The 21849-nt window shown below is 65.0% G+C and carries 16 protein-coding genes; 3 read left to right on the top strand and 13 right to left on the bottom strand.

Features of this window, described 5'->3' with window-relative positions:
• Positions 1–85 precede the first annotated feature (85 nt).
• The 4 genes from AC1AXT_RS08150 to metG form a co-directional block, all read right to left on the bottom strand.
• The gene (locus AC1AXT_RS08150) at positions 86–1042 is read right to left on the bottom strand and encodes a TatD family hydrolase (protein ID WP_476542022.1); all 957 of its coding nucleotides are present in this window, start codon (positions 1040–1042) and stop codon (positions 86–88) included.
• A 65-nt stretch (positions 1043–1107) separates the two neighbouring features.
• Positions 1108–3528, bottom strand: coding sequence for a glycoside hydrolase family 36 protein (locus AC1AXT_RS08155; protein WP_476542023.1), 2421 nt, complete (start codon positions 3526–3528; stop codon positions 1108–1110).
• Between the two features lie 196 nt (positions 3529–3724).
• Positions 3725–4579 (bottom strand): hypothetical protein, encoded by an 855-nt coding sequence (locus tag AC1AXT_RS08160; protein WP_476542025.1) that lies wholly within the window; start codon positions 4577–4579, stop codon positions 3725–3727.
• 758 nt (positions 4580–5337) lie between these two features.
• Positions 5338–7200, bottom strand: a complete 1863-nt coding sequence (metG, locus tag AC1AXT_RS08165) for a methionine--tRNA ligase (protein WP_476542027.1) — start codon at positions 7198–7200, stop codon at positions 5338–5340.
• 234 nt (positions 7201–7434) lie between these two features.
• Between metG and AC1AXT_RS08170 the strand changes: the two genes are divergently transcribed.
• Together AC1AXT_RS08170 and AC1AXT_RS08175 are read left to right on the top strand one after the other, a co-directional pair.
• Positions 7435–8241, top strand: coding sequence for a hypothetical protein (locus AC1AXT_RS08170; RefSeq protein ID WP_476542029.1), 807 nt, complete (start codon positions 7435–7437; stop codon positions 8239–8241).
• Between the two features lie 107 nt (positions 8242–8348).
• Entirely contained in the window at positions 8349–8582 is a 234-nt protein-coding gene (locus AC1AXT_RS08175; protein ID WP_476542030.1) for a variant leucine-rich repeat-containing protein, read from the top strand.
• Here the strand turns inward: AC1AXT_RS08175 and rsmI are convergent, their stop codons facing one another.
• Positions 8583–9479 (bottom strand): 16S rRNA (cytidine(1402)-2'-O)-methyltransferase, encoded by an 897-nt coding sequence (gene rsmI / locus AC1AXT_RS08180; RefSeq protein ID WP_476542032.1) that lies wholly within the window; start codon positions 9477–9479, stop codon positions 8583–8585. It lies immediately after the preceding gene.
• A gap of 134 nt (positions 9480–9613) precedes the next feature.
• Here rsmI and AC1AXT_RS08185 point away from each other — a divergent pair, with 134 nt between their 5' ends.
• Entirely contained in the window at positions 9614–11335 is a 1722-nt protein-coding gene (locus AC1AXT_RS08185; protein WP_476542034.1) for a dolichyl-phosphate-mannose--protein mannosyltransferase, read from the top strand.
• Positions 11336–11414: 79 nt separating this feature from the next.
• Here the strand turns inward: AC1AXT_RS08185 and AC1AXT_RS08190 are convergent, their stop codons facing one another.
• The 8 genes from AC1AXT_RS08190 to AC1AXT_RS08225 all read right to left on the bottom strand — a co-directional run bounded on the left by AC1AXT_RS08190 (position 11415) and on the right by AC1AXT_RS08225 (position 21809).
• On the bottom strand, positions 11415–12302 hold the full coding sequence (locus AC1AXT_RS08190) for a TetR/AcrR family transcriptional regulator (RefSeq protein WP_476542035.1): 888 nt from the start codon (positions 12300–12302) through the stop codon (positions 11415–11417).
• A complete protein-coding gene (locus tag AC1AXT_RS08195; protein ID WP_476542036.1) occupies positions 12299–13114 on the bottom strand; it encodes an alpha/beta hydrolase in 816 nt (271 codons plus the stop codon). The genes AC1AXT_RS08190 and AC1AXT_RS08195 overlap by 4 nt, the downstream gene beginning before the upstream one ends.
• A 107-nt stretch (positions 13115–13221) precedes the next feature.
• Complete coding sequence (locus tag AC1AXT_RS08200) at positions 13222–14175, bottom strand: ROK family protein (protein ID WP_476542038.1); 954 nt, start codon at positions 14173–14175, stop codon at positions 13222–13224.
• A gap of 106 nt (positions 14176–14281) precedes the next feature.
• Positions 14282–15010, bottom strand: a complete 729-nt coding sequence (locus AC1AXT_RS08205; RefSeq protein ID WP_476542039.1) for a Fic/DOC family protein — start codon at positions 15008–15010, stop codon at positions 14282–14284.
• Positions 15007–15213 (bottom strand): antitoxin VbhA family protein, encoded by a 207-nt coding sequence (locus AC1AXT_RS08210; protein WP_476542041.1) that lies wholly within the window; start codon positions 15211–15213, stop codon positions 15007–15009. The genes AC1AXT_RS08205 and AC1AXT_RS08210 overlap by 4 nt, the downstream gene beginning before the upstream one ends.
• A gap of 122 nt (positions 15214–15335) precedes the next feature.
• Positions 15336–17411 (bottom strand): beta-galactosidase, encoded by a 2076-nt coding sequence (locus AC1AXT_RS08215; protein ID WP_476542042.1) that lies wholly within the window; start codon positions 17409–17411, stop codon positions 15336–15338.
• A 127-nt stretch (positions 17412–17538) separates the two neighbouring features.
• Complete coding sequence (gene yicI / locus AC1AXT_RS08220; protein ID WP_476542044.1) at positions 17539–19584, bottom strand: alpha-xylosidase; 2046 nt, start codon at positions 19582–19584, stop codon at positions 17539–17541.
• Positions 19581–21809, bottom strand: a complete 2229-nt coding sequence (locus tag AC1AXT_RS08225; protein WP_476542046.1) for a beta-glucosidase — start codon at positions 21807–21809, stop codon at positions 19581–19583. Before AC1AXT_RS08225 ends, yicI begins: the two co-directional genes overlap by 4 nt.
• Positions 21810–21849 lie beyond the last annotated feature (40 nt).

Below are 21849 nucleotides of genomic sequence, written 5' to 3' on the forward strand. Positions count from 1 at the left end.
GCAAGGGGAAACATTAGGCTCTTTGCAAGACCTACGCAACTTGCGCCTATAGCGGAACCGAACACGGCTCCCAGCGTTTCTGTCCTTAGATTCCGTACACTTCGCGCGTCGTGCGCCGCGTGGCCTGCGCAACCTGCGCAATGTCCATATCCAGCGTTTCGGCAAGCGAGGCGAGCGTGTAGGGAATCATGTACGGGGCGTTCGTGCGGCCGCGGTACGGCATCGGCGTCAGGTACGGCGCGTCCGTTTCGACCATCAGATGCTCCGGGCCGACAATGCGCGCCGACTGGCGGATGCCGTCGTTGCCTTTGTACGACGACGTTCCCGAAAGGCTCAGGTACCAGCCGTTCTGGCGGCAAATCTCCCCCATTTCGGCGTCACCGGAGTAGCTATGGAACACCGTGCGTTCCGGCGCGCCGTCCTTGAGCAGGATGTCGATGACGTCGCCGTGGGCGTCGCGGTCGTGGATCTGCATCGGCAGCCCGAGTTCCTTGGCGAGCGCGATATGCGCCCGAAACGCTTCGCGCTGCAGCTCGCGCGACGCCTCTCCGGTGCGGAAATAGTCGAGGCCGGTTTCGCCAATCGCCACCACCTGCTTCGGGTAGGCCTTCGCCAGCCGCTCGACCTGCGCCATCGCCTCGTCGAACGGCACGTCGTGCCACGGCTTGTAGCGCACCGGAAGCCCGTCGGGGCCTGGAGCGCCGCGATGGCCATGCAGCACCGATTCGTTGGGATGGATGGCGATGGCGGCGTGCACGGTGCCCGGGTGTTCGCGCGCCATGTCGATCGCCGTCATCAGGTCCGGCAGCTCGCAGCCGCAGTCGATGACGCCTTCGACGCCGACGGACGCCGCCTGCTCCAGCAATTCGTCGACGCTGTATACCGGCACCGGGTCCTGCCCGCGCTCCTGCGCTTCGTGGCTCATCGCCTGCGCGAACGGCACGACCGACGCGACGTGCGTATGGTTGTCGATGACCGCAACGCCGTCCGGCAACGCTTCCGGCGCCGGCGCCCAGCTCCTGTCCCTATGCTTTTTCGCCATGCCTACACCTTACCTTCCGCTCCACGAAAGGAACGGCAACAACGAACCTGCCCGCGGCGTTCCGTTCAGCGCGCGTACCGTACGCGGAAGATCCTTGCGCTGGGTTCTTCCGTCGTGGCGGCGGTGAAGCGCACGCGGCCGCCGCCGAGGCGCTCGATGCGCCACGCCGGGGCCTGCGGCGCGTTCGAACCGGCGCCGGGAGCGGGGAAAATCTGGGAGATTTCCGCGCCTTCCGGCAGCTCCATTTCGAACGACGCGTCGCCTTCGCGGCGCCATACGGCGAGGTAGTCGTCAAGATTGCCCTGCCGCAGTTCTTCGGCTTCCTGCGGCCACATGTCGTCGCTGATCGTCAGGTCCCGGCGCAGCCCGTACGCAAGCCAGCCGTCGCGGAACGATGGCAGCCCGGCCGGCCACCACGGCATCAGGTGCAGCTGCTGGTCGAGCACGGCGCGGTGGAGCGTTACGGCTTCGGTGACGAGCGCAAGCCGCTGGCCGTCCATCTTCCCGATGAAGCCGGACAGGTACAGGCGCCCCAGAATGCCGGCCGTCAGCGTGAACACCGCCGTCTCGTCGTCCATGTCGGGCTGCGCGTACCCCCAGTTGCCCTGCTGCTCCGGCAGCACCGACATGCCGGCTCCGGCGGCGATGGCCGCGTAGACGACGGGGTCGCACTGGTCGGACGTCGACTGCAGGTCGAGGCGCGTCAGCATCGCATAGTCGGCGCGCATCGCGCCCGAGCCGCAGTTCTCGATCATGACGTCCGGATGCGCGCGCCGCAGCGCGTCCAGCCAGTCCTGGTAGGCGCGGCAGTGGCCGAGCAGCCCCGCTCCGGCCGATTCGGCGCGGTAGTCGGTGCCGGCGCCGGGCGTGGTGTTGTAGTCGAACTTGAAGTAGCGCACGCCGAACTCGTCGATGAGCCGCTCGACGACGCCGGTCACGTAGTCGCGGGCGTCCGGCGAGCGGAAGTCGAGATGGTAGCGGCCCTGGTCGGCCACGCGTTCGCCGTGGCGCTGGAAGAACGCGCTGTCGGGCAACGCATCGGCCATCGGCGAGTTGACGCCGATGACTTCCGGCTCGAGCCACAGGCCCACGGCCAGCCCGTGCGACTGGATATCGTGGACGAGCCCGGCGAACCGGATTTCGCCGAAGCGGTTCGTGGACGGCAGCCATTCGCCGACCGTGTCCCACCAGCCGCCGTCGGTGCTGTCGTACCATCCGGCGTCGATGCAGAACACGTCGGCGCCGACCTTGGCCGCGCCGTCGATGAGCGGCAGCTCCTTCTCGGCCGTCGGGTCGCCGAACAGCGTGTTCATATAGTCGTTGTAGATGACCTGCGTATGCCCGATCGCCATCTGTTCGGAGCGGCCCAGCTCGAACGCCTTGACTTCGCGCATTGCGCGGCGCTTCATCGTCATTTCGGCAACGGCCTGCTGCCAGTCGCCGGCGCAGATGGCGAACGTCGCCGTCGCCGTCACGAAATCGCGTCCCGGCCCCAGCGTGGTGAACCACTGGTGGTCTTCGTATTCGGGCCCGTAGGCGCTGACGCGCAGGCCCGGGTCGTCTTCGCCGATTTCCCACTCCCACGGCCCGTTGTTCTCCACCTGCCACATGAACGAGAACGGCTCGCGCTTCACCGGGGTTTCCAGCGCTGCGGCCTCAAGATTGTCCGTTTGCGCCACGCCGCCGTCCGCGGCCGGCACGGCTCCCGTCGCCGTCTCAGCCTCGCAAGCTTCCTTACGTTCCTCCAGGCCCCCGCCCACCTCGACGATGCCGCACGGCAGGTACTCCCCGGTCGACCAGGTGGACGTGCCGCGCCGCGCGAACCGCGCCGACGAACAGCCGGGATTGATGCGCTGGTTGCGGTCGCCGAGCGTCGTGTCGCGCAACGGCGCGCTGTGCCACTGGTTTTCCAGGTCCCACGAGCTGTCGGCCCAGAATATGCGCGCATCCTGCGCGCTCAGGCCCGCTTCGGCAATCGGCAGCGTCACGTTGAACGACGACACCGCTTCCAGCGGATAGGGCTCGTCGCAATGCACGACGGTGAAGCACCGCACGGCGCTGATGTACTTGAACGCGTCGAAGATAGACACGACGGTAAGGTTTTCGCGTTCGTCGCGCTGCACAATCGCCAGCCGGTACTGTCCGACGTGCGCCGAATCGTCCGGATCGTACTGGTACGCGCCGTCGAAGCGCAGCTCGAGGCCGGCGGCAGAATGCGCCAGCTTCAGGCGGTTGTCGGCGCCGGACGTGCGGCTGGAACGGACCTCGACGATGGGCTGCGCATCCGGTTCGCCCTGCAGCATCGCGTCGGCCGGCTCCATGCCGCGCCCCGACAGCCCCGCCAGCGTCACCGGGCGCCCCTCGGTCACGTCGAATACCATCGATATGACGCCGTTGCCCCATACGATGCGCCCGCACGCATCCGGCACCAGCCGCTTGCCGTCCTGCGGCACTCCGTTGCTGAACTGTCGCTTGATGACGTCCATCGTCTTTTCCGCCCCCTCGCGTTCCGGCCGGCAGCGCTGCAGCCGGCATTTCGTCGTCCCATCGCTAAGAATACGCCACAGCCGGCCGCTTGCCTAGGCAAAACGGCCGGCCGTGGACGTTTCCGGCGCCGCAGGAAGCGTCTAAAGAACGCAAATTGCGCCGCCGGGAATCTCAAATCTTAAAGAACGCTGAAGGCTACAGGTCGAACAGGTAGTCGACGAACTTCTTGACGTACTCGCTTTCGTTGACGTTGACGAAGCCGACAACGGCGCCGTCAAGACCGCCGGTCGCCTTCCACTTCGCCGATTTCGACAGGTCGAGCGCGCCGTTGATTTCCTTGCCGGAACCGTTGGCGACCTTCACCACGGCCCCTTCGTCCTGCAGTTTCTTCAGCTGCGATGCCGTCAGCGCGCTTTCCAGCGGCTCGACGAAGCCGCGCTTCGCCTGCGCCTCGATCGTCGCCTTCGGGCCGACCAGGGTGTTGAGCGAGTTCGCCGAAATCATCGTCTCGAGGTCGTTGTCGGAACCTTCCGCCGAAACGCGGTTCGTCGAGTCGAGGAAGAAGCCGTTGTCCATCGACACGAGCTTCGCGTTGACGTCCTCGGCCTTCACGTAGCCGTCTTTGAGTTCGGCCATCTGCGAACTGCTTTCCTCCATATTGATATAGGCGACGGAAAGCCCCTGGCCATGCGGCGTGATGAAGATATGCACGACGAACGCCACGATCGCCGCGGTAATGAGGATCGCCGCGATGATCGGCCAGAAGAAATGCCGGTAGAAGTACGGCCAGCGGTAGTTCTTCGGCAGCTTGCGGTACGTCGCCCACTTCGTTTCGTGCTGCGTCGGGTCCGGCGCCGTCAGTTCCTCGATATCGCGCTGCTCGCCTTCCGGCAGCATCCCCAGATCGCCGGTCGCCATGCCGATCTGCTCGCCGTTCGCGCTGGAATTCTTCGCGGCGCCCTTGCTGCCGGCCGCCCCCGCATTCGTGCTGGAATTTGCGCTGTTGGTTGCGTCGAAACTCTTGCCAAGATTCTTGTCTGGATCGCTCATCGCGTTCCCCTCCCCGTTTCCCCCTCACAATGCACTGTCATGTCTGATTATGCAGCCGCGCGGCGCCTCTCGCCCCACGTTCTCGCCAACAGCGTTCCGCAACCCGCCAACCAGCCGCCAAGCCACCCCACCCACCGACTGGACCATATCGGACAATCTACGTTCCAGTCACTGACGCGCCCCCAGCGACTGGAACGTATCAAACCGCCTACATTCCAGTCGCTCACACGGCGCCACCGACTGGAACGTAGAGGGGAACGAGATTGCCGGGGTGCTTAAGAAAAGAGAAAGCCGGGGGAGAGAAGGCCCCCGGCTGAGAGAGAGAAGAGAGAAGAAGGGTTCAATTATGGGGTTCTCAGGAAGAACCTCGCCGCTAGGTCTTGCGAACTGGCGACATGTATTATGAAACTTCTTGACCCTTAAAAGAACGATACTCCGTCCTCAAAGAACCCTGTGGGCGTTGTGAAGAAGCTGTAACCGCCTTTGCACACCCCTGTCCCGAAGTTCCGTTATCCACGAGAACCGTTGGAATTCCAACGGTTTCAAGATTACCATACCAACGCCCCGCAGCCGACTGCGTACCCCCGTTCTACCGGGAAACCATTGCATTCTTGAGCTTCCAGCAGAAAAATAACGGCGTGTCGGTACGGAAAAACCTCCCGAAAAAGGGAGGTTTTTCCTGCGCTTCGGCGTGTCGCGGGCGCCGCCGCGCTGCGTAGGCAGCGTCAGGTTGCGGACGCGGGGCCGGCCAACGGCGGCTACTCGGCGAGCTTCGCCTTTTCGGCTTCCAGGCGGGCGGCTTCGGCTTCGCGGCGCGCGGCGAGTTCCGCTTCGAAGCGGGCGAGCTCTTCCTCGACGGCTTCCGGCGGGATCTTCGCGAAGATCGGCGACGGCTTGGCGACCGGGGCGCCGACGATGATTTCCTCGCGCTGCCACGGGTGCACGTTCTCGCCGAGCACGTAGTCGCCGGTGATCACCGGGTAGGTGAAGCCGGGCTTGTCGAGGTCCTCGACCTCCTCGATGTGCGGCAGCGGCGAGAACGTGCCGGTGCCGCCGAGCGCCTCCCACACCTTCTGCGCCGAGTGCGGCAGGAACGGCGCCAGCATGTGGTTCGCGTCGGACACGGCCTGCGCGGCGACGTGCAGCACGGTTCCCAAGCGCGCCGGGTTGTCCTTGATCTTCCACGGCTCGGTCGCGGAAATGTACTTGTTGATGTCGCCGACCAGCGCCATCGCCTCATGCAGGGCGTTCTTCTGCTTGTGGTGCTCGATCAGGTCGCCGACGGTGTCGAACGCGGCGTTGGCGCGTTCCAGCAGCGCACGGTCCTCGTCGGTCATCTCGGCTTCGTCCAACGGCGGGATTTCGCCGAAGTTCTTGTGGATCAGGTTGGCGACGCGGTTGACGAGGTTGCCCCACGACGCGGCCAGCTCCTCGTTGTTGTGGCGCACGAACTCGGCCCACGTGAAGTCGGAATCGGAGCTTTCCGGGCCGGCCACCGAAATGTAGTAGCGCACCGCGTCCACCGGATAGCGTTCAAGGATGTCCTTGACATAGATGACGATGCCGCGCGAGGAGCTGAACTTCTTGCCTTCCATCGTCATGAATTCGGACGCCACGACCTGCTCGGGCAGGTTCAGCGGGCCGAGCGGGCCGGTTTCGCCGCCCTTGGAACCGGCGCCGTTGTAGGCGAGCATTTCCGACGGCCAGATCTGCGAATGGAACGTGATGTTGTCCTTGCCCATGAAGTAGTAGCCGGGCGTGGACGGGTCGTTCCACCACTTGCGCCACGCTTCGGGGTCGCCCTTGCGCCGCGCCCACTCGATCGACGCGCTTAGGTAGCCGATGACGGCATCGAACCACACGTACAGCTTCTTGTTGGGGTTGTCGATCCAGCCTTCGACCGGCACCGGAATGCCCCAGTCGATGTCGCGGGTGATGGCACGCGGCTTGACGTCCTTGAACAGGCCGGTGGAGAAGTTGATGACGTTGGTACGCCACCCTTCGCGCGTCTTGAGCCATGCGAGGTTCGCTTCGGCGAGCGCCGGCAGGTCGAGGAAGAAGTGCTCGGTTTCCTGGAAGATCGGCGTTTCGCCGTTAATCTTCGACACCGGGTTGATCAGCTCGTCGGGGTCCAGCTCGTTGCCGCAGTTGTCGCACTGGTCGCCGCGCGCGCCTTCGGCGTGGCAGATCGGGCATTCGCCTTCGATGTAGCGGTCCGGCAGCGTGCGGCCGGTGGACGGCGAAATCGCCACCTGCTGCGTTCCTTTATAGATATAGCCGTTTTCGAGGCACTGGCGGAACAGCTCCTGCACGACCTTCTCATGGTTGCCGGTGGTGGTGCGCGTGAACAGGTCGTAGCTCAGGCCCAGGTTGTTGAGGTCATTGGCGATGACGCGGTTGTAGCGGTCCGCCAGCTCCTGCGCGCTGATGCCTTCCTTGTCGGCTGCGACGAGGATCGGGGTGCCGTGTTCGTCGGTGCCGGACACCATCAGCACGTCGTTGCCCTTCATGCGCTCGTAACGCGCGTAGACGTCGGAGGGGACGCCGAATCCTGCAACGTGGCCAATATGACGGGGGCCGTTTGCGTACGGCCATGCAACGCTCACCAGAATATGACTCATAATGTCCGATTATCCGGTTCAGCAAGGACGTGGGCGCCTTCCAACGGCTACGAACGGTTGCGCAAAGATGGCCGCTGCCTGCGAGAGGCGCCCAAGCGCCGTTCGGGCCGGAAGATTCCGGCGAAAACCGCCGCTGCGGACAACCGGTGGATAACGGCGCCCGTTATCCACATATGCACAGATTCCACCGGCAATCTTGACCCCCGCGAAACGCCTCCCCTACCCTCGGAGCCTATGGAATCTCGCGCCTCTTCACGCCCCGCGGACAGCTCCGGCACCGCTCCCGCGCCGCCTTCCGCCCGGCCTGCCTCCAGCGGCCGGAGCGACCAGCCGACGCTGTTCGATTTGCCGGCGGAACGGTTCGCCGCCTCCCCTCTGCCGTCGTGGAGCGACGAGCCGCCGGCGCCGCTGCAGCGGTTCGAGCCGTCCGGCGCCGCACCGCCGCCTGCCGGCGCCCACGCCGCGCTGGTGCGGCTGAAGCGACTGCCGGGCCCGATGAGCATGCAGATGCTGATCCGCGCCGGAATCCTCGAGCCCCTCGATGACCGCACGGCGTACCGCACCGCCGATGGTGCTTCGCTGTACGGAAGGGCTGCGATTGCCGCCGAGTTGCTGCCGCAGGGCGTGGCGGCCTGCGCGCGCACGGCGGCTTGGGTATGGGCGGGCGGCCCGTTTCCTCCGGTCATCGACTTGCTGACGCAGGCGACCTACCATGCGCCGATCTGCGGCCACCCCTTGCGCTCCTTCAACCGGCAGGTGCCGCGCGAGGACCGCGTCATGCTCGGGCCGCTCGAGCTGACGACGCCGTGCCGCACCGTCTGCGACCTGCTGCTGCTTCCGTACGACGAGGTGCGTTCCGAAAACCTCGACGCCCAGGCCCGCAAGATCCTCGACGCCTTCCATATCACCGTCGGCGACTGCCTGGAGCTGCTCGAGCGCATTCGCTACCTGCGCAACGGCACGCAGGCGCGGGCGCTGCTTCGCGAATTCGAGATTGGCGACGGCGCCGCCCTCACCGACACGATGGAGAACGCCGCATGACCCCGCGACGCCGGCACGGTCCCGCCCGACGGCACCGAATCGCACGCCGGCACCCAGGCAGGCGCCTTCCAGCGGCGGAGTGCGACGCGTCGCGTCGCATCGCCGGCTTGCCGCCGGCGCCTCCGGTGAAGCTCACGCCGCTGGTGGCGTGCGACCCGGCGACGGAACCGGAAATCTTGTGGCATATTGCCACCTATGCGCCGCAGCTGCGCCGCTGGCTCGTCGCCAACCCAGCGGCGACGGCGGAACTGCTGGAGTACGTTTCGCAACAGGGCGGCCCGGGCGTGAAGGAGGCGCTGGAACTGCTGTTCGCCTCCTACGACGAGTACCGGCGCCCGTAGCTACTTGCGCGCCAGCACGGCCGCGTAGACCTGCTTCTTGTTCGCCAGCGTGCCGTCGGCGAGCGGGTGTTCGGCGACCGTTTCGGCGATGGCGTCCTTGATCCGCAGCCCCTGCGCTTCGCTGCGCTGCATCGCCAGTTCGGCCAGTTCCTCGACGCTCAGCGCGGCGCCGGAACGTTCGGCGATGGCGGCCGCTTCGTCGTCGCTGGCGCCGCCGACGACGAGCACCATTTCGCCGCGCGGCGGGTCGTCGGCGACGCCCTGGCGGATGGAGCCGACGGTGCCGCGGCGAATCTCCTCATAGTCTTTTGTCAGCTCGCGGCACAGCGCCATCGGACGGTCCGGGCCGAACGCTTCCTCCAGGTCGGCCATCGCCTCGGCGATGCGGTGGACCGTTTCATAGAACACCATCGTGCGGCGCTCCCCCTGCAGCGAGCGCAGGTGGGCCTTGCGCTCCGAGCCCTTGCGCGGCAGGAACCCCTCGTAGCAGAAGCGGTCGGTCGGCAGCCCCGAGAGCGCAAGCGCGTCGAGCACGGCCGACGGGCCTGGGGCGCAGGTGACGGGCAGCCCGCGTTCGATGGCGCGGCGCACGATGGCCAGCCCCGGATCGTTGATCGTCGGCATGCCGGCGTCGGAGACGACCAGCACGGTGGCGCCGCGCTCGACCTGGTCGAGCAGGCCGTCCGCCTTGCCGCGTTCGTTGTGGTCGTGGTTGGTGACGACGTTGCCGTTGACGTGCACGCCAAGCCGGTTGGCGAGCGCGAACAGGCGGCGCGTATCCTCGGCGGCGACGATGTCGGCGGTTTCCAGCAGCGAAACGAGGCGCGCCGAAGCGTCCTGGTCGTTGCCGATGGGCGTGGCCGCCAGCACGACGCGGCCGGGTGTGCAATCTTCCATGAATCCCATCCTCGCCGCCTACCGGGACCTGCCGCGCCAAGCCGGGTACGCTATGCTGTTGCTGCATCGACCAATGAACCCGATGGACCCACGCAACTGGCAACCGTCGGGCATTCAATCCAAGGGAGGCTGGCATGGCTGGGGCGAGCCTGACTGCGAAACTGCCGGGGAGCAAGCCGGCGGAAGGCAAATCGCCGAAGCTCACGGGGCGCGCGGGGCGCACCCCGGGGCGCTGGGCGGCGCCGATCCGCATCGTCACAAAGCTCAAGCGCTGGCAGGTGTGGGCGCTGACGCTGCTGGTGACGCTGTTCGGCGGCTTCCTGCGCTGGTGGCGGCTCGGCGAGCCGCGCGCCGTCGTGTTCGACGAAACCTACTACGTCAAGGACGCCTACACGATGCTGATGACCGGCGAGGCGCGCAACTGGCCCGACGAAGTGCTCGTCGGCGCGAACAGTGCGCAGTCGGCCAGCATCGCCGTCAACGACCTGTTCGCGTTCGGCGACACCGACCACTGGCTGCCGACCGCCGAATACGTCGTGCACCCGCCGCTGGGCAAATGGCTCATCGCGCTGGGGCTCAAGCTGTTCGGGGGCGCCGGCAACGTCGTGGCGTGGCGCGCGGCCGTCGCCATCGCCGGCACCGTCGCGATCCTGCTGCTCATCCGCGTGCTGCTGCGGCTGTTCCACAACGTGTCGGTGGCGATGCTGGGCGGCCTGCTGATGTCGATCGACGGCGTCGGCATCGTGATGAGCCGCACCGGGCTGCTCGACAACTTCATCATGGTGTTCGCGCTGGGTGCGTTCTCGCTGCTGCTCATGCACCGCGAATGGGCCAAGCGCCGGCTGGCCGCCGCCTTCGCCACCGACAGCCGCCGGCGCACGGCGCGCTGGACGCCGAGCCGCATGAAGCGCTATGGCATGCTGCTGGACGCCCGCGGCCCGTCGCTGGCGTTCTCCCCGTACCGGCTGGGCGCCGTCGTGCTGCTCGGGTGCGCGACCGGCGTGAAATGGTCGGGCATCTACTTCTTCGCCGCGTTCTTCGTGCTGTCGGTCGTATGGGACGCCTGGATGCGCCGGCAGGCCGGCTACTACCGGTGGCTGCGCGGCGGCATCGTCGAGGCGCTCGTGACGATGGCGTACGCGGTGCCGGCGTACGCGGCCACCTATCTGGCGTGCTGGACGAACTGGTTCCTGCACGACGATTCGTACATGCACGACTGGGCCCAGCTGCACCCTGGCCAGGGCATCCAGTGGCTGCCCGAGGGGCTGCGCTCGTTCGTCGAATACCACCGGCAGATGTGGCAATTCCACACCACGCTGGACGCGTGGCATGCCTACAAGGCCAATCCGCTGACGTGGCCGCTGCAGCTGCGTCCCACGAGCTTCTACTGGGAGAAGATCGGCGGCCACCCCGCCCTGTGCTCGCTGTCGCCGGATACGCAGTGCGTGGCCGCCGTCACGTCGCTGGGCAACCCGCTGATCTGGTGGATCGGCTCGCTGTGCGCCATCGCCGCCATCGTGCTCGCCATCATCAAGCTGGCGCGGCATCAGAAGTGCTGGAAAATCTGGGCCGTCGCCATCGGCTTCATCGGCGGCTGGCTGCCGTGGGCGCAGTATTTGAACCGCACGACGTTCACGTTCTATTCCATCGTCATCCTGCCGTGGATGATCCTCGCGATCTGCTATGTCGTCAACGAAATACGCAAGGCCGCGGACGGCGCCGTGTACTGGACGGTATGGGGCGCGCTGTTCGGGGTATGCCTGCTCGTGTCCGTGTTCTTCTACCCGATCTGGACCGGCATGCCGGTACCGTACGATTTCTGGCTCGCCCACATGTGGCTGGAAAGCTGGATCTAGCGGCAGCCGGAACGGGCCGGTACCGCCCGGAACGCAACGGTACCGGCCCGCAACCTGCGACAGAGCAAAATCTTGGATTCTAGCCCAGCGCCGCTTCCGACGGGTCGCGGAAGCCGGCCCACACGTCGGCCGGGAAAATCACCGACGAAAAGCTGACCCACTCCTCCACCGGGCGGATGGAATCGTCGGCAAGCCAGCGCGACTGCATGCCGTCGATGGCGCTCGTAGCGAGCGTGTAGAGGTCGTAGAAGCGTTCCTCGTCGACGCCCGGCGGCAGGGCCCAGTTCATCGAGCCGATCATTTCCCAGTTGCGCAGGTGCCGCCCCGCGAAGAACTGGTGCGCCGGATGCTCCGGGTTGAGCGCCTCGCCGGACAGCACGCTGTACAGCTGCACCATTTCGGGGCGCTGCGCGTTGTAGATCACCGTGTTGAGGCAATAGCGCGGGAAGAAGTACAGGCGCCGGCCGTCCGCGCCGACCATCGAGGCGTTCATGGCGGCGAACACGTTCGATTCGGTCGTGTCGTAGCTTTCCGACAGCACCATGTTCAGCAGGTCGTCCTTCGACGCGATGTAGTGGTAGAGCGCCGCTTCGCTCAGCCCGATATCGTCGGCGATGTCCTGCAGGCTCATGCCCCAGAACCCCTTGACGGCGATGATGCGCGTCGCCGCGCGCAGAATCTGCAGGTGCCGTTCTTCCTGGCTCATCCTGCGCCGCTTGCCGGTCGGCATCGCGCCGGAACGCACCGGAACGCCCTGCTCCGCTTCGGCGACCTCCTGGCGCGCGCCGCCCTCCGCGAGCAGCTGCGCCGCCACCGTCGAGCCGTTCGGCTCGGGACCGGCGTTCGCGGCCGCGACCAGTTCCTCCCACGCCGGCAGCGTCTCGTCCGGCAGCGTAGCCGGCACCGTTTGAACCGGCGCTTCCGAAACATCCAGCGTTTCCGCAGCGCTCGAATCCCGTACGGTCATAGCGTCCGCTCCAGCCAGTTGAGCGACAGTTCGAACCAGCTCTGCACAGCCGGTTCGATGCCTGCGGTGCCCTGCCACGCCGTTTCCTGGGTCCCCAGCGCGAGCCCGTGCCCTCCGGTGGGATACAGATGCGCTTCAATCGGCACGCCGGCGGCGTTGCACGCCTCGATCATCAGCAGCGCGTTCTCGACCGGCACCGTATCGTCGGTCATCGTATGCCATAGGAACACTGGCGGCATCTTGGCGTCGACGTGGCGCTCGATCGATACGGCCGCGAGCGCCGCTTCGTCGTCGGCGAGCTCGCCGAGCAGCGCGTCGAAGCTGCCGCGGTGGGCGTGCTCGCCGGAGGTGATGACGGCATACGAAAGCATCAGCGCCGCCGGACGCAGCGCGTCCGGATCGTAGCCGAATTGCCGCAGGTCGTCGTCGCCGGCCGTCGTCGCGACGTTCGCCGCCAGGTGGCCGCCGGCGGAGAAGCCGAGCAGCGCAATCTTAGATTCGTCGACGTGCCAGTTCTCCGCGTTTTCATGGATCAGTCTCAGCGCCTGCGCTACCTGCACCAGCGCCGTCGGATAGCGCGACGGCTTCACCGAATACCGCACGACGAACGCCGCGTAGCCGGCAGCGAGGTACTGCAGCGCAATCGGCTCGGCTTCGCGGTCGGAGGTCATTTCGTAGCCGCCGCCGGGAATGATGACGATGGCCGGACGGCGCCGCTGCGGGTCGATTTCCGGCGAATTGGCGGGAACGTACCCGCACATCGTGCCCTGCGTATGGTCAATGCCAGCGATTGGGCGCTCAAAATACAGCATTACGACATCCTCATGCCACTTGCTTCAACGTATCAACAACGTTATCAATACTACGGCAGGCGCCCCCGCGCCCCGCCTCCCGCGAAATGTCGCCGGCTGCGGAATCCCTACTTGGCGTCGGGGCGGAGGACTTCGGTAGCGAAGGCGTAGTAGGCGCCGATGAGGCCGGCGTTGCCGGAGTGGCGGCAGCGACGGATCGACGTTTTGAAGTCCTTCCAGTTCTTGTTGGAGGCCAGCGCCTTCTCCAGCATCGGAATGAGCTGCGGCTCACGGCTGATGCCGCCGCCGATCAGCACCGCTTCGGGGTCGAAAATCGCCACGACGTTGAATACGCCAACGGCGATGTAGTTGACCCAGTTCTCGACGATTTCCTTGACCCGCGGATCGTCAAGATGCTGGAACAATGTGCTGGGCAGCACGTTGCCGGCCGGTTCGCCAAACGCGGCGGCATAGTCTTCCGAGAGGCGGATCGTCGACACGTAGTCGTGCAGCGGCAGCATGCCGGTCTGCCCGTAATTGGTAACCATCATGCCGACTTCGCCAGCACGCCAGTCCTTGCCGCGCCGGATCTTGCCGTCGAGAAACAGCGCGCCGCCCAGGCCGGTATCGATTGTCAGCAGCACGAAGTCATCGAGCTTGACGGCGTTGCCGCTCATTTTCTCCGCCATTGCAGCGCAGTTGGCATCGTTCTCAATCCACGTCGGGATCCGGCCGCCATCGGGATCAGCGCCGGCAATCCCTTCCGCTTCCAGCCGCGCTGCAAGCTCCTCGCCCACGCGCTGCCTGTACAGCAACGCCAGGGCGCCGGCGGTAATCGCCTCCTGCTTCTTCGTGTCGATGAAGCCGGGCATCGAGAACGCAATGCCGTCAAGCGGCACGCGCTGGCGGCGCACAATCTCCACAAGCGCATCGTAGAACGCGTCCAGCGATTCAGTAGGGGTGGCGATCGTGCCGGGAATGCCGATGCGTCCGTCGGTAAACAGCGCATACCGCGTGAAATTCGTGCCGATTTCAAACGCCAGCACATGCGTCGCCTGTCGGCCGGTTCCCTTTGTTTTCATGGCTATTGCCACCTCGCTGCTATCCGTTGTTCTGCGCCGCTATCGGTAGTTTTCTAAGGTATTGCTTTTCCTGCAACGCTGACTATCAAAGCACAATCTTTCAACTTTATGTATCATTCTCGCCAGAGGGAAGAGTGTATCGGCGTTCCAAAGCTGCATACTCCTGGGGGCTATAGGCTTCAGCCATACGCGCGTTGCTCAAAACGTCTCCACAGGAAATGAAAGCTCCACGCTCCAAGGGACCATTCAGTGGCTTTACGATTCTGTCTAGCAACCGTTCCAGCTTCCCATACCCACTCGTATGCATAGCTTCATAGCTGGCCTCGTCATTTTCTCGTCCCGTTACCATAGACCAATCCAATTGCCAGCCAGCGCCAGCAGCCACCACGTCCCAGAACAAACGCTGCGCCCGGCCATTGCCTTCCCTGAAGGGATGCAGCACATTGAAGTTATCGTAGTTCACGGCAAGGCGACGGACGAACGCATCACGGTCTAAGCCAACTAGCAGGTTATCGTCTTGCAGCGTCTTTTCGCAATACTGAATGCACATGCCGAATCGTTCTACCGGGAAGAAGAGCGAACCACCCTTTTCTATATTGATTGTCCGCAATTCCCCCGCCCACGCATACACATCCTGAAACAGAAACCAGTGGATATGCTGCAGCTGGGCAACCGTTCCTTCAGCAGCTGGCAGGTGTTCCCTGAACATCATCATGCGCGCCATGGAAAGATCGTTTTCCATCTCCATGAGCCGCGCCTGGTCCGTTTCGCCAAGCACGTTGCGCAGGACCTGGGTTCCGGGGATGAGGTAGGGGTCGGGGAATTCGGTGGTCATGAGCGCGTCGCCGCCCCGTATCGCAACTGGGTGCGGCGAAGCAGCTCATGCGCATCAATGCGACCGTTCACGTATTCATGGGCATCCTGCATAAAAGCGTGGCTGGCATGGCCGCCTTCCATTTCATTCGAATGGAGCGCCAATTCCAGATTCCTGCGCCGGAAAACCAGCGAAGAAGAGCGACCTGAAGCAGTAATCTCCATGGCTGTTTTCCTTTCCAATGCGTATGCCGGTCCTACCATGATACGACCACGTATGAGGCTGCGTCTCTTCGAATACCCACCCTCTAGCGGTTAGCAAACACCAGTTTCCAACAATCGCCTCCTCACTGGAACGCTACGCGTACCTCGTAGGGTTGCAGCGTTGCGGGGGCGCCGGTGGCTGGGTCGACGCACTGCTTCGGCTGCGCCGTCGTATTGACGACGATGGTTCCGTCGGTTCCGTCAGCCAGGCGCCGCCGCGAAATCTCAACTCCGGCTTCCGACGGCACCGTCGCTACGCCGGCGGCGGCGATGACGCGCCCGAGCAGCGCGTCCATGCCGGCATCGTCGAGCGCGGTTCCAATGAAATAAGATTCGCCATCGCCGACCCGGTGCACGGTAGCCGCCGGCGAACCGGCGTAGAAGCCGTCGCCGCCGTACGCTGCCAGCGGCTCGGCGCCTTCCAGCTGCATCAGCGAGGCGACGATCGAACCGGAAACTTCAAGATTGGCGGCTTCGGCACCGCAAGCCGCGCGACCGTCACCACCGTGCGAATCGGTTCCGGCGCCCGAGCCGGTCGCCGGCTGCGCAACCGTCACCGGCACCGTTTCGTCCGGCGCAAGCGCGTCGATTTCCTCCACCCACGCGCCCACAAGCGGCCGCAGCGGCCCCGGATACCCGCCTTCGATGACCAGGTCGAACTCGTTGTGGATGCCGCTCATGTACCCGGTGACGAACCGGCCGCCGCCGCGCACGTACCGTTCGAGCGTGTCGGCCACGCCCGGCTTGATGAGGATCAACGTCGGCGCAACGACAATCTTGTATTGTGCAAGCACGTCGTCGCCGGCTGTCGACGGGATGAAATCAACGGGGACGTTGCGCTCCCAGAACGCCCGGTAGAAGCGGTGCACTTCCTGCGGGTACGAAAGCCCCTGCGTCGGCCCGACGCACCCTTCCAGCGACCAGTAGCTGTCCCAGTCGAACATGATCGCCACGTCCGCCTGCGTCGTCGCGCCGATGAAGCGTTCCGCCGTGTTCCCATCAAGCGACGCACCGAGCGCGGCGACCTCGCGGAACGTACGCGACCGGTCGGAGTCGTCGTGCCCGATGACGGCGCCGTGGAACCGTTCGCAGCCGCCAATCGACTGCTTGAGCTGGAAGAACTGCACGGTGTCGGCGCCGTGCGCAATCGCCTGCCAGCTCAACGCCGCGATCTCACCGGGCGCCTTCACCTTGCAGTACGGGAACCAGTTCTGCTGGTTCGGCGTCTGCTCCATCAGCATGAACGGCTTGCCGCCGCCCACCCCGCGCATCAGGTCGTGGACCATCGCAGTGAAGCTCGCCGGCGTATCCATCCCCGGATAGTTGTCCCAGCTGACGACGTCCATCTCGCGGCCCCACGAGAAATAGTCGAGGTCCTTGAACGTTCCCATCAGATTCGTCGTGATCGGCGTCGTGGCGTCGAATTCGCGGATGGCGTCCCGCTCCATCGTGAAGCAGCCGAGCATCGAGTCGTTCTGGAAGCGCCGGTAATCCATCTGCAGCCCCGAAATGACGCATTTGTCGGTGCCGATGCCGTCGCCGTACGTCACCGGCGGAATGATCTCGTCCCAATCGGAAATCGTATGGCTCCAGAAATTCGTGCACCATGCGCGGTTGAGCGCCGGCAGCGACCCGTACTTGCGCTGCAGCCACCCCCGGAATTCGCGGGCGCAGATTTCGCAGTAGCAGTAGCCGCCGCCGTTGCCGTATTCGTTGTTGACGTGCCAGGCGACGAGCCCCTCGGTTCCCGCGTAGCGCTCGGCCAGCCGGCCGGCGAGCGCCTTCGCAAACCGCCGGTAGACGGGGCTGTTCGGGCAGAAGTTGTGCCGGCCGCCGAACGCCTGGTGGGTGCCGTCGACGCCCGTACGCATAACTTCCGGATAGCGGGTGGCCATCCACGCCGGCACCGCCGCCGTCGACGTCGCCATGACGATGGAGAAGCCGTGCTTTTGCAGCAGCGCGACGATGCGGTCGAGCATCGTGAAATCGTACGTGCCCTCACCCGGCACCCCCGGCTGCAGCAGCCCCCACGAAAAGACGTTGATCGTCGCTTCGTTGATATGCGCCTGTTCCAGCAGCTCGATGTCGTGCTCCCACGTATCCTCGGGCCACTGTTCGGGGTTGTAGTCCCCGCCAAACAGCATCCGTTCCATCGTCATGACTCCTTCGTCAGTTTCCTTGAGATTTTCGGCAAAGGCGGCGCAAGCATCGTCCCCGCGCCGCCCTGCCGTCATCTCTCCGCCAGCGGTTCCCCGGCGGGAACCGCATCACCCGGTTATCTGCGGCTCACGCGGCCAGCGGATCCGTCCCCGGCCGCACGAGCACCGGCAGCGTGTGGTAGTCGTAGCGTTCCGTGTACCAGCGGCCGGGTTCGTAGTCGACGCCGGTGATGAGGTTGCGCCACGGCTGCCCTGGCGCTTCCGGGGCGTCCGGCACGTAGAAGCTCGCCACCCCGTCCGGGTCGAACACCGGCGCGACCAGGATGTCGGAGCCGAGCATGTACTGCGTATCGATGTCCTCGCACGTCCGGTCGCCCTGGAATTCCAGCACCATCGCACGCATCATCGGCAGGCCGGTTTCATGCGTCTGCACGGCCATGCGCTTCAAGTACGGCACCAGCGACGCCTTGAGCTCGACGAACTCGCGGCACACGTCCACCGCCTCGTCGCCGTACAGCCACGGCACCTTGTACGCCGTCGACCCGTGGTACCGGGAATGCGAGCTCAGCAGCCCGAACTGCGTCCATCGCTTGTACAGGTCCGGCGTCGCCTGGTCCTCGAACCCGGCGATGTCGTGGCTCCAGTAGCCGAAGCCGGACATGCCGAACGACAGCCCCGCGCGCAGCGACTCCGCCATCGACGGATAGTTGCTCGAGCAGTCGCCGCCCCAGTGCACCGGGTACTGCTGGCCGCCGACGGTTGCGGACCGCGCGAACAGGATCGCCTCGTCCTCGCCCTTGGTCTCCACCAGCACGTCATAGACGGCCTTGTTGTACAGCAGCGTGTAGTAGTTGTGCATCAGCTCCGGGTCGGACCCGTCGTAATACTCGACGTCGTCGACCGGAATGCGCTCGCCGAAGTCGGTCTTGAAGCAGTCGACGCCCATCTCGACCAGCTTGCGAAGGTACCCCTGGTACCACTCGACTGCCGCGGGGTTCGTGAAGTCGACGATCGCCATGCCGGCCTGCCACTTGTCCCACTGCCATACGGACCCGTCGGACTTGCGCTTGATGAAATAGCCGTTCCGCGCGCCCTCTTCGAACAGCGGCGACTTCTGCCCGATGTACGAGTTGATCCACACGCAGTTCTTCAGGCCGCGCTCGTGCAGTTTCTTGAGCAGCCCTTCCGGATCGGGGAATTTGTCGGCATCCCATTCGAAATTGCACCACTCGAGTTCCTTCATCCAGCGGCAGTCGAAATGGAACACCGACAGCGGAATGTTGCGTTCCGCCATCCCGTCGACGAAATCAAGCACCGTCTGCTCGTCGTAGTCGGTCGTAAACGACGTCGACAGCCACAGCCCGTAGCTCCAGTCCGGCACGAGCGGCGCGCGGCCGGTCAGCGCCGTATAGGTTCCGAGAATCTCCTTCATCGACGCGCCGCCGATGACCATGTACGTCATCTCCTCGCCCGGCACGGAGAACTGCACGCGGCTGACCTTTTCGGAGCCGATCTCGAATTCCACGCGGCCGGGGGTATCGACGAACAGTCCGTAGTTGCGGTTCGACATGTAGAACGGCACGTTCTTGTACGCCTGCTCGGTGCCGGTTCCGCCGTCCTCGTTCCAGATTTCCACCGACTGCCCGTTCTTCACGAAGTTCGTGAACCGCTCGCCCAGGCCATAGATTTTCTCGCCGACGCCGAGGTCCAGCTGTTCGGTGACGTGCAGCCGCCCGTCGGGGTCGTCTACCAGCCCCTTCGCGCGCCATCCGGAGTGCGCGATCGTCGCGCCGTCGTATTCGTAGCGGAAGTCGATCTGCTCGCCTTTGGCGACGTGCAGCGTCGTCTTGCCGGAACGGAACGCCCATTCCTGGTCATTTTCCGAGATTTCCACCGCCGGCTGCGTACCGTTGAGCTGGAACGCCGGACAATGGGAACGGTCCTTCTTGAAATTGACGAGCCGCGTCGCGATGACGTTTTCCCGAGGGCTTGAGATTTCAATCGTCAGGATCCCGCCGTCCAGCGTCATCCCGGCGTTGTAAATCGGCGACCCGAACGGACAGTACAGCGTCAGCGTCCCGTTCGCTTCGTCGACATCCGCAGCGTACACATTCGCCGCATACTTCACCGAATAGCCGTCCTTCACCAGCCATCCGCCATTCAAAAACTTCATCCTAACTCCTTATATTCCTTTTCCAGGCGGATGTCGCCCACCGATTCGCCGACGAATACGTTCGCCTGCGAAGCCGAAGACCATCCTCCTTGCCTCTCGCTCCAGTACCGCAGCACGTCGGCTGCCGGCACATCGATATCCACCTGCCGCGTCTCGCCAGGTTCGAGCCACACCTTCGCGAAGCCTTTGAGCTCCTTGCTAGGCCGCTCTTCGCCGGTATCGAGCAGTCCGACATACACCTGCGGCACGGCGAACCCGCCGTGCTCCCCCACGTTTTTCACGTGGAACATGAAACGCAGATCGTCACCCACCGCCCGCACGTCGAGGTCGGCATAGTCGAACGTCGTATAGGTCAGCCCGTGCCCGAAGCAGAAGCGCACCGGCACGCCCTCGGTCTCGAAATACCGGTAGCCAACGAAGATGTCCTCCGCATAGTCGACATGCTTTCCGGGCCCGAACGTGCCGACGCAATGCGCCGGCGAATCGGAGAGTTTCACGGGGAACGTCTCCGGCAGATGCCCGCTGGGAGCCACGCGCTCGAACAGCGTTTCGGCGAGCGCCGTGCCGCTTTCGGCCCCGTTGTACCAGTTCCATACCAGCGTGCGAACCCGGCCGGCCCACGGCATTTCCACCGGCGAGCCCGCAACGAGCACGACGACCATGTCCGGCGCGATATCGAGCAGCTCGCCGATCAGCGCATCCTGCCCGTACGGCAGCTCCATCGATTCGCGGTCGCGCCCCTCGATGTCGAAGTCGTGGTCGAGGCCGCCGATGAATACGATCGGGTCGCCGCTGGCCGCGTATGCGCGCGCCAGCCCGACCGCCTCGTCATGCAGCCGCTGCGCCTCGCGCTCGGCGTCGACGGCCTCGCGCTCGGAGTTCTCAAGACTCTCCTCCTGCCATGCGGCATCCTGCTCGACCTGCTTGGCGTAGTAGCCCGGCGCATAGTCGATATGGACGTTGCCGCCCAGCATGCCGTTGAGCCCGAGGATCGGCGTGATTTCATGCACGGCCTTGACGACCGCCGACCCGCCGCCGTTCGAATGCGTTCGGTCCGCGTTCGCCCCGATGACGAGCAGCCGCTTCGTCGCCGTTTCGTTCAGCGGCAGCGTTCCGGCGTCGTTCTTGAGCAGCACGATCGATTCGCGTGCCACGTCCAGCGCCGAAGCGGCATGCCCCAGCGTCGCGTAGCATCCGGACTTGCGCGGCGGATACGCAAACGCCACTGCATCGTCGCCACCAGCATCCGCGTTCCCGGTGCCTTCACCGTCCCCAGTGACTTCGCCGTTCCCGGCGTCTTCGCCACCCACCGGCAGCATATGCAGCGCATCCATGACGGCGAGGATATGCTCCGCCTTCGCCGTCACCGCCGCTTCCGGCACGCGCCCTTCGAGCACCGCTTCCTTGAGCGGCTGCGCGAAATAGTACTCGTCGAAATTGGCGGTCACGCCCATCTCGCAATCGAGCCCGACGCTGGCCGAACGCTCGGTGTTCTTCACCGCGCTCCAATCGGACACCACGAACCCTCGGAAGCCCCACTCGCCGCGCAGCATGTCGTCGAGCAGCCATGCGTCTTCGCAGCATTGCGTTCCGTTAATCAGGTTGTACGCGCCCATCACCGACAGCGTCCCCGCCCGTTCGACGACGGCCTTGAACGCCGGCAAATAGATTTCCCGCAGCGCCCGCTGCGAAATCGTTTCATCGACTTCCAGCCGGTCCGTTTCCTGGCTGTTCGCCGCGAAATGCTTCGGGCACGCGGACACGTCGCTTTCCTGCACGCCTTCGACGAACGGCGCCGCCATCGCGGCCGTCAGCACCGGGTCCTCGCTCATGTATTCGAAGTTGCGTCCGCACAGCGGCGAGCGCTTGATGTTGATCGACGGCCCGAGGATCATGTCCTTACCGCGCCCGCGCGCTTCCTGCCCGAGCACCCGCCCGGCTTCGCGCGCGAGCCGCGGGTTCCACGTCGAGGCGACGGCCGACCCGCTCGGCAGGTACGTTACGTAGTCGCGGCTGTTGTACACGGTCGCCCAGCTGTCGTTCTCCAGTTCCGCCCGCACGCCCATCGGCCCGTCGTCGAACCGGAACGGCGGAATGCCTAGGCGCGGCACGCCTTCGGTCCGGAAGAGCCCGGCGCCGTGCACCATGCCGATCTTCTCGTCGAGCGTGAGCTGCCCGGCAAGCTCCTTCGCCTTCCGGACGTTCGCGTCGCTGATCATCGTCATCGAAATCTCCTTTCGTCGTCTCAGGGTCGCCTCGGGGTCG

Source organism: Bifidobacterium sp. LH_450, from assembly GCF_056356715.1.

What these genes read in the sequence shown, in the direction of transcription:
- AC1AXT_RS08170 (WP_476542029.1), top strand. Translation starts at nt 7,435, where the DNA reads ATGGAATCTCGCGCCTCTTCACGCCCCGCGGACAGCTCCGGCACCGCT.
- AC1AXT_RS08195 (WP_476542036.1), bottom strand. Translation starts at nt 13,114, where the DNA reads ATGCTGTATTTTGAGCGCCCAATCGCTGGCATTGACCATACGCAGGGC.
- rsmI (WP_476542032.1), bottom strand. Translation starts at nt 9,479, where the DNA reads ATGGAAGATTGCACACCCGGCCGCGTCGTGCTGGCGGCCACGCCCATC.
- AC1AXT_RS08225 (WP_476542046.1), bottom strand. Translation starts at nt 21,809, where the DNA reads ATGACGATGATCAGCGACGCGAACGTCCGGAAGGCGAAGGAGCTTGCC.
- AC1AXT_RS08155 (WP_476542023.1), bottom strand. Translation starts at nt 3,528, where the DNA reads ATGGACGTCATCAAGCGACAGTTCAGCAACGGAGTGCCGCAGGACGGC.
- AC1AXT_RS08215 (WP_476542042.1), bottom strand. Translation starts at nt 17,411, where the DNA reads ATGACGATGGAACGGATGCTGTTTGGCGGGGACTACAACCCCGAACAG.
- AC1AXT_RS08210 (WP_476542041.1), bottom strand. Translation starts at nt 15,213, where the DNA reads ATGGAGATTACTGCTTCAGGTCGCTCTTCTTCGCTGGTTTTCCGGCGC.
- AC1AXT_RS08200 (WP_476542038.1), bottom strand. Translation starts at nt 14,175, where the DNA reads ATGAAAACAAAGGGAACCGGCCGACAGGCGACGCATGTGCTGGCGTTT.
- yicI (WP_476542044.1), bottom strand. Translation starts at nt 19,584, where the DNA reads ATGAAGTTTTTGAATGGCGGATGGCTGGTGAAGGACGGCTATTCGGTG.
- AC1AXT_RS08205 (WP_476542039.1), bottom strand. Translation starts at nt 15,010, where the DNA reads ATGACCACCGAATTCCCCGACCCCTACCTCATCCCCGGAACCCAGGTC.
- AC1AXT_RS08185 (WP_476542034.1), top strand. Translation starts at nt 9,614, where the DNA reads ATGGCTGGGGCGAGCCTGACTGCGAAACTGCCGGGGAGCAAGCCGGCG.
- metG (WP_476542027.1), bottom strand. Translation starts at nt 7,200, where the DNA reads ATGAGTCATATTCTGGTGAGCGTTGCATGGCCGTACGCAAACGGCCCC.
- AC1AXT_RS08160 (WP_476542025.1), bottom strand. Translation starts at nt 4,579, where the DNA reads ATGAGCGATCCAGACAAGAATCTTGGCAAGAGTTTCGACGCAACCAAC.
- AC1AXT_RS08150 (WP_476542022.1), bottom strand. Translation starts at nt 1,042, where the DNA reads ATGGCGAAAAAGCATAGGGACAGGAGCTGGGCGCCGGCGCCGGAAGCG.
- AC1AXT_RS08190 (WP_476542035.1), bottom strand. Translation starts at nt 12,302, where the DNA reads ATGACCGTACGGGATTCGAGCGCTGCGGAAACGCTGGATGTTTCGGAA.